The organism is Comamonadaceae bacterium OTU4NAUVB1 (assembly GCA_024372625.1).
Taxonomy (GTDB): Bacteria; Pseudomonadota; Gammaproteobacteria; order Burkholderiales; family Burkholderiaceae_C; genus Variovorax.
Genome location: CP099605.1, coordinates 1,969,676 through 1,983,134, shown reverse-complemented (window position 1 = coordinate 1,983,134; position 13,459 = coordinate 1,969,676). Strand labels below are relative to the sequence as shown.

General features: G+C 67.9%; 12 protein-coding genes. 10 read left to right on the top strand and 2 right to left on the bottom strand.

The window, feature by feature from the left end; genetic code table 11:
* The first annotated feature begins 95 nt into the window (after window positions 1-95).
* The 5 genes from carA to NF681_12785 all read left to right on the top strand — a co-directional run bounded on the left by carA (window position 96) and on the right by NF681_12785 (window position 6,518).
* Complete coding sequence (carA, locus tag NF681_12805) at window positions 96-1,295, top strand: glutamine-hydrolyzing carbamoyl-phosphate synthase small subunit (protein UST53202.1); 1,200 nt, start codon at window positions 96-98, stop codon at window positions 1,293-1,295.
* Window positions 1,288-4,548, top strand: a complete 3,261-nt coding sequence (gene carB, locus NF681_12800) for a carbamoyl-phosphate synthase large subunit (protein UST53201.1) — start codon at window positions 1,288-1,290, stop codon at window positions 4,546-4,548. Before carA ends, carB begins: the two co-directional genes overlap by 8 nt.
* A gap of 34 nt (window positions 4,549-4,582) precedes the next feature.
* Window positions 4,583-5,464, top strand: coding sequence for a Kdo hydroxylase family protein (locus NF681_12795; GenBank protein ID UST53200.1), 882 nt, complete (start codon window positions 4,583-4,585; stop codon window positions 5,462-5,464).
* 95 nt (window positions 5,465-5,559) lie between these two features.
* Window positions 5,560-6,042: a transcription elongation factor GreA gene (gene greA, locus NF681_12790; GenBank protein UST53199.1), complete on the top strand. Its 483-nt coding sequence runs from the start codon at window positions 5,560-5,562 to the stop codon at window positions 6,040-6,042.
* Between the two features lie 14 nt (window positions 6,043-6,056).
* Window positions 6,057-6,518 carry a DUF4149 domain-containing protein gene (locus tag NF681_12785; GenBank protein UST53198.1) on the top strand — a complete coding sequence of 154 codons (462 nt, stop codon included), beginning with the start codon at window positions 6,057-6,059 and terminating at the stop codon, window positions 6,516-6,518.
* Here NF681_12785 and NF681_12780 read toward each other — a convergent pair whose 3' ends face one another.
* Window positions 6,519-7,283, bottom strand: coding sequence for a glycosyltransferase (locus NF681_12780; protein ID UST53197.1), 765 nt, complete (start codon window positions 7,281-7,283; stop codon window positions 6,519-6,521). It lies immediately after the preceding gene.
* Window positions 7,284-7,285: 2 nt separating this feature from the next.
* A complete protein-coding gene (locus NF681_12775) occupies window positions 7,286-7,765 on the bottom strand; it encodes a YhbY family RNA-binding protein (GenBank protein ID UST53196.1) in 480 nt (159 codons plus the stop codon).
* A gap of 19 nt (window positions 7,766-7,784) precedes the next feature.
* Here NF681_12775 and NF681_12770 point away from each other — a divergent pair, with 19 nt between their 5' ends.
* The 5 genes from NF681_12770 to NF681_12750 all read left to right on the top strand — a co-directional run bounded on the left by NF681_12770 (window position 7,785) and on the right by NF681_12750 (window position 13,443).
* Window positions 7,785-8,456, top strand: coding sequence for an RlmE family RNA methyltransferase (locus NF681_12770; protein UST55767.1), 672 nt, complete (start codon window positions 7,785-7,787; stop codon window positions 8,454-8,456).
* A 162-nt stretch (window positions 8,457-8,618) separates the two neighbouring features.
* Window positions 8,619-10,538 carry an ATP-dependent zinc metalloprotease FtsH gene (ftsH, locus tag NF681_12765; GenBank protein UST53195.1) on the top strand — a complete coding sequence of 640 codons (1,920 nt, stop codon included), beginning with the start codon at window positions 8,619-8,621 and terminating at the stop codon, window positions 10,536-10,538.
* 2 nt (window positions 10,539-10,540) lie between these two features.
* On the top strand, window positions 10,541-11,479 hold the full coding sequence (folP, locus tag NF681_12760) for a dihydropteroate synthase (protein ID UST53194.1): 939 nt from the start codon (window positions 10,541-10,543) through the stop codon (window positions 11,477-11,479).
* A 27-nt stretch (window positions 11,480-11,506) separates the two neighbouring features.
* Window positions 11,507-12,838: a phosphoglucosamine mutase gene (gene glmM, locus NF681_12755; protein UST53193.1), complete on the top strand. Its 1,332-nt coding sequence runs from the start codon at window positions 11,507-11,509 to the stop codon at window positions 12,836-12,838.
* 5 nt (window positions 12,839-12,843) lie between these two features.
* Entirely contained in the window at window positions 12,844-13,443 is a 600-nt protein-coding gene (locus NF681_12750) for an MOSC domain-containing protein (GenBank protein ID UST53192.1), read from the top strand.
* Window positions 13,444-13,459 lie beyond the last annotated feature (16 nt).

Below are 13,459 nucleotides of genomic sequence, written 5' to 3'. Positions count from 1 at the left end.
GCCCGGCCGCCTTCAAAGCAACAATCCTCGAATCAGCAGTCCCCCGGGAGCATTTCCGGAAGACTCCGGGCGACCGTAACCATCCGGAGAACCCAGTGCTTTTGTCTCTCAAGGGAGCGTTTCCTCCCGCCATCCTGGCACTCGCAGACGGCACGGTCTTTCTCGGCCAGTCGATCGGAGCTTCCGGCTCCACCGTCGGTGAGGTGGTGTTCAACACCGCCATGACCGGCTACCAGGAAATCCTCACCGACCCCAGCTATTGCCAGCAGATCGTGACGCTCACGTATCCGCACATCGGCAACTACGGCGTCAACGAGGAGGACGTCGAGGCCGACAAGGTCCACGCCGCCGGGCTGATCATCAAGGACCTGCCGCTGGTCGCGTCCAACTTCCGCAAGACCGCCACGCTCAGCGAGTACCTGGTGCGCAACCGCACGGTCGCCATCGCCGACATCGACACCCGCAAGCTCACGCGCCACCTGCGCGAGAAGGGCGCGCAGAACGGCGCGATCCGCGGCCTGGCCGAAGGCGAGACCGTGACGCAGGCATTGATCGACCAGACCATCGCCGCCGCGCAGGCCGCGCCCGACATGGCCGGGCTCGACCTCGCCAAGGTGGTGTCGGTCAAGCAGACCTACGAATGGACGCAGACCGAGTGGAAGCTCGTGCACGTCGACAACAAGCCCGGCTACGGCGTGCAGATCACGCCGCGCTTCCACGTCGTGGCCTTCGACTACGGCGTCAAGAAGAACATTCTGCGCATGATGGCGCAGCGCGGTGCCCGCATCACGGTGGTGCCGGCGCAGACCCCGGTGGCCGACGTCCTCAAGCTCAGGCCCGACGGCATCTTCCTGGCCAACGGCCCGGGCGACCCGCAGCCGTGCGACTACGCGATCGAGGCCGCGCGCGAACTCATCGACACCGGCATCCCGGTCTTCGGCATCTGCCTGGGCCATCAGATCATGGCCCTGGCCATGGGCGCCAAGACCTACAAGATGAAGTTCGGCCACCACGGTGCGAACCATCCCGTCAAGGACCTGGACAACGGCCGCGTCAGCATCACGAGCCAGAACCACGGCTTCGCGGTCGACGGGAAATCGCTGCCGCCGACGCTGCGCGCCACGCACGTCAGCCTGTTCGACGACACGCTCCAGGGCCTCGCCCACACGACCAAGCCGGCCTTCTGCTTCCAGGGTCACCCGGAAGCCTCGCCCGGCCCGCACGACATCGGCTATCTGTTCGACCGCTTCACGGCACTGATGGAAAAGCACAAAGCAGGAACCAAGAATGCCTAAGCGCACAGAACTCAAGAGCATCCTCATCATCGGCGCCGGTCCGATCATCATCGGCCAGGCCTGCGAGTTCGACTACTCGGGCGTGCAGGCCTGCAAGGCGCTGCGCGAGGAGGGCTACCGCGTCGTCCTGATCAACAGCAACCCGGCGACGATCATGACCGACCCGGCCACGGCCGACGTCACCTACATCGAGCCGATCACCTGGCAGACGGTCGAGAAGATCATCGCCAAGGAACGTCCCGACGCGATCCTGCCGACCATGGGCGGCCAGACCGCGCTGAACTGCGCGCTCGACCTGTGGCGCCACGGCGTGCTCGACAAGTACCAGGGCGCGGCCACCGGCCGGCCAGTCGAACTCATCGGCGCCACGCCCGAGGCCATCGACAAGGCCGAGGACCGTCTGAAGTTCAAGGACGCGATGACCAAGATCGGCCTGGGCTCGGCGCGCTCGGGCATCGCGCACTCCATGCAGGAGGCCTGGGCGGTGCAGAAGGTGATGGGTTTCCCGACGGTCATCCGCCCGAGCTTTACGCTCGGCGGCACCGGTGGCGGCATCGCCTACAACCCCGAAGAGTTCGAGACCATCTGCAAGCGCGGCCTGGAAGCCTCGCCGACCAACGAACTGCTGATCGAGGAATCGCTGCTCGGCTGGAAGGAGTACGAGATGGAAGTGGTCCGCGACAAGGCGGACAACTGCATCATCGTCTGCTCGATCGAGAACCTCGACCCGATGGGCGTGCACACCGGCGACTCCATCACCGTCGCCCCGGCGCAGACGCTTTCCGACAAGGAGTACCAGATCCTGCGCAACGCCTCGCTGGCCGTGCTGCGCGAGATCGGCGTGGACACCGGCGGCTCCAACGTGCAGTTCTCCATCAATCCGAAGGACGGCCGCATGGTCGTCATCGAGATGAACCCGCGCGTCTCGCGCTCCTCGGCGCTGGCTTCCAAGGCCACCGGCTTCCCGATCGCCAAGGTCGCGGCGAAGCTGGCCGTCGGCTACACGCTCGACGAGTTGCGCAACGAGATCACCGGCGGTGCCACGCCCGCGAGCTTCGAGCCCAGCATCGACTACGTGGTCACCAAGATCCCGCGCTTCGCCTTCGAGAAGTTCCCGACCGCCGATTCGCGCCTGACGACGCAGATGAAGTCGGTGGGCGAGGTGATGGCCATGGGCCGCACCTTCCAGGAATCGTTCCAGAAGGCCCTGCGTGGGCTGGAAGTCGGCGTCGACGGCCTGAACGAGAAGACCCAGGACCGCGAGGTGCTGGAGAAGGAGCTGGGCGAACCCGGCCCCGAGCGCATCTGGTACGTCGGCGACGCCTTCGCCATGGGCCTCTCCGTGGACGAGGTGTTCGCGCTGACCAAGATCGATCCGTGGTTCCTGGTGCAGATCGAGGAGATCGTGAAGATCGAGCTCGAACTGGAAACCCTGTCGCTCGACGCCATCGACCGCGACACGCTGCTCGCGCTCAAGAAGAAGGGCTTCTCCGACCGCCGGCTGGCCCGCCACCTCAAGACCACCGACACCGCGATCCGCGAGAAGCGCCACGCCCTGGGCGTGCGCCCGGTCTACAAGCGCGTGGACACCTGCGCGGCCGAGTTCGCGACCAACACGGCCTACATGTACTCGACCTACGAGGACGAGTGCGAAGCGGCGCCCACGGACAACAGGAAGATCATGGTGCTCGGCGGCGGTCCCAACCGCATCGGCCAGGGCATCGAATTCGACTACTGCTGCGTGCACGCGGCGCTGGCGATGCGCGAGGATGGCTACGAGACCATCATGGTCAACTGCAATCCCGAGACCGTCTCGACCGACTACGACACCTCCGACCGCCTGTACTTCGAGCCGCTGACGCTGGAGGACGTGCTGGAGATCGTCGACAAGGAGAAGCCGCTCGGCGTGATCGTGCAGTACGGCGGCCAGACGCCGCTGAAGCTCGCGCTGGACCTGGAGGCCAACGGCGTGCCGATCATCGGCACCTCGCCCGACATGATCGACGCCGCCGAGGATCGCGAGCGCTTCCAGCAGCTGCTGCACACGCTCGGACTGCGCCAGCCGCCCAACGCGACCGCGCGCGCGGAGCCCGAGGCGCTGGCGAAGGCGGCCGAACTGGGCTATCCGCTGGTCGTGCGTCCGAGCTACGTGCTCGGCGGCCGCGCCATGGAGATCGTCCACGAGCAGCGCGACCTCGAACGCTACATGCGCGAGGCCGTCAAGGTCAGCCACGACTCGCCGGTGCTGCTCGACCGCTTCCTGAACGACGCCGTCGAATGCGACGTCGACTGCATCCGCGACGCCGAGGGCGCGACGCTCATCGGCGGCGTGATGGAGCACATCGAGCAGGCCGGCGTGCATTCGGGCGACTCGGCGTGCTCGCTGCCGCCTTACTCGCTGTCGGCCGAGACCATCGCCGAACTCAAGCGCCAGAGCGCGGCCATGGCCCAGGCCTTGAACGTCGTCGGCCTGATGAACGTGCAGTTCGCGATCCAGCAGAAGGACGGCAAGGACGTCATCTACGTGCTCGAAGTGAATCCGCGCGCCTCGCGCACGGTGCCCTACGTGAGCAAGGCCACCGGCATCCAGCTCGCCAAGGTGGCCGCGCGCTGCATGGCGGGCCAGTCGCTCGCCTCGCAGGGCATGACCCGGGAAGTCACGCCGCCGTACTTCAGCGTCAAGGAAGCGGTGTTTCCGTTCGTCAAGTTCCCCGGCGTCGACACGATCCTCGGCCCCGAGATGAAGTCCACCGGGGAGGTCATGGGCGTGGGCCGCACCTTCGGTGAGGCCTTCGTCAAGTCGCAGTTGGGCGCGGGCACCATCCTGCCGAAGTCCGGCAAGGTGTTCGTCTCGGTCAAGAACAACGACAAGCCGCGTGCGGTCGAGGTGGCCCAGGGTCTCGTGAAGCTCGGCTTCGAGCTGCTCGCGACCAAGGGCACGGCCGCGGCGCTCAGCGCGGCCGGGGTGCCCTGCACGGTGGTCAACAAGGTCACCGAAGGCCGTCCGCACATCGTCGACATGATCAAGAACCAGGAAGTGGCGCTGGTCATCAACACGGTCGAGGAACGCCGCAACGCCATTGCCGACTCGCGCCAGATCCGCACGTCGGCACTGCTCGCGCGCGTGACGACGTTCACGACCATCTTCGGCGCCGAAGCCGCCGTCGAGGGCATGCGCCACATGGACGAACTCGGCGTGATCTCGGTGCAGGAGATGCACGCGCAGCTCGCCGCCCAGGCGACGGCCGACTGAACGGGACGGCCGTCGGCGACGCGGGGAACCGGCCATGAGCACCAACACGCGGTCGCAGATCGTCGAACTCGGTCTCGCCGACTGGGATGCGGCGCGATCGGAACCCGGCTGGATCGCGGACCTGGAAGCCGGCAAGGTGCTGTATTTCCCGCGTCTGGCCTTCGGGTTGGAGGCGCGGGAGCATCGCCTGCTGTCGCCCGACGTGCTGGCCCCCAAGGTGCGCAACGTCAGCCTCGACGCCGACGGCCGCCTCAAGGGCGTGGCCGGCGATGCCGACCTGCGGCGCGATGCCGCGGCCATGGTGGGACGCTTTCGCGCGCAGGCGCTGCGTTTCGTCGACGCGCTGCTGCCGCACTACACCGAGGCGCTGCGCGTCGCGCCGACGAGCTACCGGCCGGTGCAGGTCGAGACGCGCGCGCAATCCTGGCGCGCCGACGACAAGCGACTGCACATCGACGCCTTCCCGTCGCGACCCAATTACGGCGAGCGCATCCTGCGCGTCTTCACCAACGTCAATCCCGAGGGACTGCCTCGCGCCTGGCGTGTCGGCGAACCCTTCGAGGACGTGGCCCGGCGCTTCCTCCCCCGGTTGAAGCCCTACTCGCCGTGGCAGGCGCGGGTCCTGAAGACATTGCATGTCACCAAGTCGCTGCGCAGCGAGTACGACCACCTGATGCTGCAGCTCCACGACGCCATGAAGTCCGACGCGCACTACCAGCGCGACGCGCCCCAGGAGGCCATGGCGTTTCCGGCGGGATCGGTGTGGGTGTGCTTCTCCGACCAGACGCCGCACGCGGTGATGGCGGGCCAGTACATGCTGGAGCAGACCCTTCATCTGGCCGCATCGAGGCAATACAATCCCGAGTCGAGTCCGCTCGCCATCCTGAGCCGGCTGACCGGACGGACCCTCGTCTGAACGTCTTCGACGCGTCCGGTCCCGGCCCTCAGATCCCACACCATGCACCGCCGAACGGCAGCGTTCGGCGGTTTCGTTTTATGGAGTACCCCGACATGGCCAACACCATTCCCGTTACCAAGCGCGGCGCCGAAAAGCTGCGCGAAGAACTGCATCGCCTGAAGACCGTCGACCGTCCGTGGGTCATCAACGCCATCGCCGAGGCGCGGGCCCAGGGCGACCTGAGCGAGAACGCCGAGTACGAGGTCGCCAAGGACCGCCAGGGCTTCATCGAGGGTCGCATCCAGGAGGTCGAGGGCAAGCTGTCGGCCGCGCAGATCATCGATCCGGCCACGCTCGATGCCGGCGGCAAGATCGTCTTCGGCACCACCGTCGAGCTCGAGGACGAGGACAGCGGCGATGCCGTGACCTATCAGATCGTCGGCGAGGACGAGGCCGACCTCAAACTCGGCCGCATCAACATCTCCAGCCCGATCGCTCGCGCGCTGATCGGCAAGGAGGAGGGCGACACGGCCGAGGTGCAGGCGCCCGGCGGCGTGCGGCGCTACGAGATCGTCGCCGTCCGCTACGTCGGCTGAGAACGGCGCGCGCGATGGCCTCGGTCAAGGACCGCGTGGCGCTCATGCTCGCCGCGCTCTGGTGGGGCAGCCTGACCACCATCGGCTTCCTGGTCGTGCCGATGCTGTTCGCGCGGCTGGGCAATCCGGCCGTGGCGGGCAATTTCGCCGGTCAGCTGTTCGCGGCGCAGACCTGGGTCGCGATCGGCTGCGGGTTGGTCCTGCTCATGCATCTCAGGACGCTGGGCGACGACGGTTTCGGTCCCGACGTGCGCGCGGGTCTTTTCCTGGTGCTCGTCGCGCTCCTGCTGGCATTGCTGCAGCAATACGCCGTCGCGCCACGCATCCTGGCGCGCACCGAGCTGAAGTTCTGGCATGCGATGGGCAGCGGGATGTACCTCGTGCAGTGGCTGTGCACGGGCAGCCTGCTGTGGCGAATGGCGCGTCGCGCCACCCTCGCTTCGAGCGTCCCTGACGCCGAGGTGCGCGACGTCTGATCAGACGTGCCAGTGGCGAGCGATCCAGCGCGCCGGGCGGATGAAGCGGAACGCCCGGTTGCGCCGTCCGGCGAGCGCGTCCGGTGGATTGCATTCCCCATGGAACACCACGATGCGCGCATCCGGCGGCACGAAGGGTTCGCGCCAGTAGTTCGTGGGCCAGGCCGGGATGCCGTGGTACTTGAAGCTCGGACACCACGCATCCGGCCAATAGCCCAGCCGGCCCTGGCGATGCAGGAAGTCGGACAGGAACGCCTGCTCGTTGCGGAACTGGGTCGGCACCTCGTCCATGTGGGCGCGAAAGTGCGCCAGCACGTCGGCGTGCGCGCCCAGTTCGAACCGGTAGACCGACGAATTGCCCGTGATGCGGCCGCGGCGCCATGGCCGGGCGTAGTCGTGGATGATCAGGAAATCGCCAGGCCGTTCGAAGAAGGCGTCGAGCGACCCGACGATCACGACATCGAGGTCCACGAACAGCGCCGTGCCGCGCAGGCCGTGCAGGTCGGCCTCGAAGGTCGTGAGCTTCTTCCAAGCCCGGTCGGGCTCGCCCGGGCGCACCTCGAGGTCGAGTGGCGGAATGGGAAGGCACTGCACCTCGCTGCGGATGCCCTGGCCGTCGTCGGTCAGGCACACGAAGTTGAAATCGCCGCTCAGGTGGCGGCGCACCATGGCGTAGAGGCGGTTGACGTATTCGGGACCGTACTTGGTGCCCCATTTCATGCACAGGACGTGCCGCTGCGCGCCGGCAGCGTGCGGACGCGGCATCCTCAGTCGCTCTGGTTGCGCTTCTTGGCCGACAGGGGCCGCTTGGGCTTGGCGCGCTTGATCGTGCCACCGGGCGTGAGGCGCTGGTTGCCCAGGACGCGCAGGGTCTTGATCTCGGGGCGCTGGCCGCCGCGCTTGCTGTACTTCAGCACCTTGACGTCGCGCGGACCGGGCATGCGGTCCTCGTCGACGACGCGTTCCTTCTCGGGGATCGGGCGCCACAGCACCAGCAGCTTGCCGATGTGCTGGATGGGGGCGGCATCGAGTTCGTCGGCCAGGGTGGCGAGCATGGTCTCGCGCGCGGCGCGATCGTCGGAGAACACGCGGACCTTGATCAGGCCGTGCGCCTTGAGTGCGGCATCGGCTTCCTTGGTGACAGCCGGAGTGAGCCCGTCGCCGCCGATCATGACGAGCGGATCGAGGTGGTGGGCTTCGGCGCGATGCACCTTGCGTTGCGCGGGGGAGAGTTGAATGGCTGGCATCCCCGTATTATCCGGGCGAATGAAAGTCAAGACGCAGAGCAAGAAAGTCAACAAGGCGTGGCTCAACGATCACGTCAACGACACCTACGTGAAACTGGCCGCCCGCGAGGGCTACCGTGCCCGGGCCGCCTACAAGCTCAAGGAAATCGACGAGACGCTCGGCCTGATCCGGCCCGGCCACCTCGTGGTGGACCTGGGATCGACGCCAGGAGCCTGGAGCCAGTACGTCCGGCGGCGGATGTCGCCGGGCGGCGCGGCCTCCGGTGACCTCGACGGCACCATCATCGCCCTGGACATCCTGCCGATGGAGCCGGTCGAGGGCGTGCTGTTCCTGCAAGGGGATTTCCGCGAGGACGACGTGCTGGCGAGGCTCGAGCAGGCCATGGACGGAAGGCGGGCCGACGTGGTGGTCTCCGACATGGCGCCCAACCTCTCGGGGATCGCATCGGCCGATGCGGCACGGATTTCCCACCTGGTCGAATTGGCGGTGGATTTCGCGCACCGGCACATGAAGCCCGAGGGCGCCCTGGTGGCCAAGGTCTTCCACGGGGGCGGGTATGCCGAACTGACGCAATTGTTCAAGTCGAATTTCCGCGTCGTCAAACCGATCAAGCCCAAGGCCTCGCGCGACAAATCCTCGGAAACCTTCCTGGTTGGGATGGGTCTCAAGGCGACGGACGGGACGTCCTGAGTCCCTCGCCCGACGCCCCGTCGGCAATGTCCGTGCCTCTGCTATGGCTGCTCGGAGCCGGATGGTCGGTTTCGCAGCTTGAAAAGTTTAAAATAATGTCCAACTGCAAGGTCTCGGCGCGTTTTCCGCGCTCGGGATCGCGGTTTTTGACTGGAGCATCGTTTGAATAATCAGTGGTTTTCCAAAGTTGCCGTTTGGCTGGTCATTGCGATGGTGTTGTTCACTGTGTTCAAGCAGTTCGACACCCGCAGTGGCGCCAATGCCGGCAACGTCGGCTATTCGGACTTTCTCGAGGAAGTCCGTGGCAATCGCATCAAGAGCGCCACGATCCAGGAAGGTCAGGGCGGCAGCGAGATCGTCGCCGTCACCAACGACGACCGGCGCATCCGCACCACTGCCACCTACCTCGATCGCGGCCTGGTCGGCGACCTGATCGCCAACAACGTCAAGTTCGACGTCAAGCCCCGCGAGGAAGGCTCGCTCCTCATGACCCTGCTGGTCAGCTGGGGTCCGATGCTGCTCCTGATCGGGGTGTGGGTGTACTTCATGCGGCAGATGCAGGGAGGCGGCAAGGGCGGCGCCTTCAGCTTCGGCAAGAGCAAGGCCCGCATGCTCGACGAGAACACCAATTCGGTCACCTTCGCCGATGTCGCGGGCTGCGACGAGGCCAAGGAAGAGGTCAAGGAAGTCGTGGACTTCCTGAAGGACCCGGGACGATTCCAGAAGCTGGGCGGGCGCATCCCGCGCGGCCTGCTGCTGGTCGGCCCGCCGGGCACCGGCAAGACCCTGCTCGCCAAGTCGATCGCCGGTGAAGCGAAGGTGCCGTTTTTCTCGATCTCCGGTTCGGACTTCGTCGAGATGTTCGTCGGCGTGGGCGCGGCCCGTGTTCGCGACATGTTCGAGAACGCCAAGAAGAACGCGCCCTGCATCATCTTCATCGACGAAATCGACGCGGTGGGCCGCCAGCGCGGTGCCGGCCTGGGTGGCGGCAACGACGAGCGCGAGCAGACCCTGAACCAGATGCTGGTCGAGATGGACGGTTTCGAGACCAACCTCGGCGTCATCGTCGTCGCGGCGACCAACCGGCCGGACATCCTGGACGCCGCCCTGCTGCGCCCGGGCCGCTTCGACCGCCAGGTGTACGTGACGCTGCCGGACATCCGTGGCCGCGAGCAGATCCTCAACGTGCACATGCGCAAGGTGCCGCTCGGCCAGGACGTGAACCCGAGCATCATCGCCCGCGGCACGCCCGGCATGTCGGGTGCCGACCTGGCCAACCTGTGCAACGAGGCTGCGCTGATGGCCGCCCGCCGCAATGCGCGCGTGGTCGAGATGCAGGACTTCGAGAAGGCCAAGGACAAGATCTTCATGGGCCCCGAGCGCAAGAGCATGGTGATGCCCGAGGAAGAGCGCCGCAACACGGCCTATCACGAGTCCGGCCACGCCCTCATCGGCAAGCTGCTGCCCAAGTGCGACCCGGTGCACAAGGTGACGATCATCCCGCGCGGCCGCGCGCTCGGCGTGACGATGAGCCTGCCGTCCCAGGACCGCTACAGCTACGACCGCGAATACATGCTCAACCAGATCAGCATGCTGTTCGGTGGCCGCATCGCCGAGGAAGTCTTCATGCACCAGATGACCACCGGTGCCAGCAACGACTTCGAGCGCGCGACCTCCATCGCCCGCGACATGGTCACGCGCTACGGCATGACCGACGCGCTGGGCCCGATGGTCTACGCCGAGAACGAGGGCGAGGTGTTCCTGGGCCGTTCGGTCACCAAGACGACCAACATGAGCGAACAGACCATGGAGAAGGTCGATGGCGAAGTGCGCCGGATCATCGACGAGCAGTACGCCCTGGCGCGCCGCCTGATCGAGGACAACAGCGACAAGATGCACGCCATGGCCAAGGCGCTGCTCGAATGGGAGACCATCGACAGCGAACAGCTCGACGACATCATGGGTGGCCGCGCACCGCGCCCGCCCAAGGACTGGACGCCGCGCATTCCGCCGTCGAACAACGGCGGCGGCACGGGTGGAACGCCCGCCGTCAACACCGACCCGGCACCAACCGCCGCGTGAGGATGTCGGGTTCGCAGGAAGACGGGGCCATCGGCCCCGTTTTTTCGTTCTGGCGCACCACGCGCTTCGACATCGACCTCTCGCTGCCGAAGGTGATGGGCATCGTCAACGTGACGCCGGATTCGTTCTCCGACGGCGGCGACCACGCTTCTGCGACCGAGGCGCTGCGGCATTGCGAGCGGCTGCTGGCCGAGGGCGCCGACCTCCTCGACATCGGCGGCGAGTCGACGCGGCCGGGCAGCCCGGAAGTGCCGCTCGACACGGAACTCGCGCGCGTGCTGCCGGTCGTGCGCGAGGCCCTGCGCCTGGGCGTGCCGATCTCGGTGGACACCTACAAGCCCGAAGTGATGCGCGCCGTGCTCGACCTGGGCGCCGACATCGTCAACGACGTGTGGGCACTGCGTCGCGCCGGTGCCCGCGAGGCCGTCGCGTCGCATCCGTCGTGCGGGGTGTGCCTGATGCACATGCACCGCGATCCGCGCACCATGCAGTCGATGCCCATGGCGGCCGACGCCGATGTCGTGAGCGTGGTGGCCGACTTCCTGGCGCGCGAGACGGCGGCGCTGCGGGCGGCGGGGGTCGAGGCGGCGCGCATCGCCATCGATCCGGGGATCGGCTTCGGCAAGAGCGTCGCGCAGAACTTCGCGCTTCTCGCACGGCAGCGCGAACTGCTGGCGCCGGGGTATCCGCTGCTCGCCGGCTGGTCGCGCAAGTCGTCGCTGGGCACCGCCACCGGGATCGAGGCCGCCTCGCGACGGATGGTGCCCAGCGTGGCGGCGGCGCTGATGGCCGTCGAGCGTGGTGCGTCGATCGTGCGCGTGCACGACGTGCGCGACACCGTCGCAGCACTGGCGGTGTGGCGCGCCGTGGCCTTCGCCCCGTCCGGCGCGCCGACGCCCACCGCGCTGGCAAGGCCAGCCGGGCCGGCCCGCACCCCCTGAATAAAGAAGACGAAGAGGAACCCAGGAATGACACGACAGTATTTCGGCACCGACGGCATCCGCGGCACGGTCGGCCAGCCCCCCATCACGCCCGACTTCGTGCTGCGTCTCGCGCACGCGGTGGGCCGCGTGCTGCGCAAGACCGAGGCCCGCCCGACGGTCCTGATCGGCAAGGACACGCGCATCTCCGGCTACATGCTCGAGTCGGCGCTGGAGTCGGGCTTCAACTCCGCCGGCGTGGACGTCGTGCTGCTCGGGCCGCTGCCCACGCCTGGCGTGGCCTACCTGACGCGGGCCCAGCGGGCCAGCCTGGGCGTGGTGATCAGCGCCAGCCACAACCCGTTTCCCGACAACGGCATCAAGTTCTTCAGCGCCCAGGGCACCAAGCTGGACGACGGATGGGAGGAAGCGGTGGAAGCCGCGCTGCAGGAGTCGCCGGTGTGGGCCGAATCGGCCGAGCTGGGCAAGGCGCGGCGTTTGAACGACGCGGCCGGCCGCTACATCGAGTTCTGCAAGAGCACCTTCGCCCACGACCTGAGCCTGCGGGGCCTGCGGCTGGTGATCGACGCCGCCCACGGTGCGGCCTACCAGGTCGCGCCGCAGGTGTTCCACGAGCTCGGCGCCGAGGTCACCAGCATCGGTTGCGCGCCCGACGGCCTGAACATCAACGAGGGCGTGGGCGCGACGCATCCGGGCGCGCTCGTCGAGGCCGTCACGGCGCAGGGGGCCGACTACGGCATCGCCCTGGACGGCGACGCCGACCGGCTGCAGCTCGTGGACGCGCACGGCCGCCTCTTCAACGGCGACGAACTGCTCTATCTGATGGTCAACGAGCGCATCGCGCGCGGCGAGCGGCCCCGGGGCGTGGTCGGCACGCTGATGACCAACAAGGCCGTCGAGATGGCGTTGCGCGCGCAGGGCATCGAGTTCGTCCGCGCCAAGGTGGGCGACCGCTACGTGCTGGAGGAGCTGGAGAAGCGTGGCTGGCTGCTGGGCGGCGAGGGTTCGGGCCACCTGCTCGCGCTCGACCGCCACACCACGGGCGACGGCATCGTCAGCGCGCTGCAGGTGCTGCAGGCCTGCGTGAGGAGCGGCCGCGCGGTGGCCGAACTGCTGGCCGAGGTGACGCTGTTCCCGCAGGTGCTGCTCAACGTGCGGCTGAAGGCCGGCCAGGACTGGCGCGGCAACCCGGCGCTGTCGGCCGAGACGCGCCGCGTCGAGGCCGAACTCGGCGATGCCGGCCGGGTGCTCATCCGCGCGAGCGGCACCGAGCCGCTGCTGCGCGTCATGGTCGAGGCGCGCGATGCCGACCAGGCCGCGGCCTGCGCCCGGCGCTTGGCCGCCACGCTGGCCGCGTGACGCCGATGGACGCACCGACCGATCCCGGACGGCGCGGCGACGCTCCGTCCGCGCGCGTGGTGGGAGTCCATGCGAGCGGCCTGCACAGCTTCTCCAAGTTCACCGAGCCGTCGATCCGGCTGACCGCCGGCCTGGGCGTGGACGGCGACGCGCACGCCGGCACCACCGTCCGGCATCGCTCGCGCGTGGCGCGCGACGCCTCGGCCCCCAACCTGCGTCAGGTGCACCTGCTGCACGCCGAACTGTTCGACGAGCTCATGGCGGCCGGCTTCGCCGTCTGGGCGGGGGACCTGGGCGAGAACGTCACCACGCGCGGCATCGAGCTGCTGGCGCTGCCCACCGGCACGCGCCTGCACCTGGGCGGATCGGCCGCGGCGGGCGAGGGGCCGGTCGTCGAACTGACCGGCCTGCGCAATCCCTGCAGCCAGCTCGACCGCTTCCAGCGCGGCCTGATGGCCGCCACGCTGGGGCGCGACGCGATGGGCGGTCTGGTGCGCAAGGCCGGCGTGATGGCGATCGTGCTGGCCGGTGGCGACGTGCGCGAGGGCGACCCGATCCGCGTCGAACTGCCACCGGGCGAGCCCCGGCCGCTGCAGCCCGTCTGAGGCCGCCGGCCGCGCT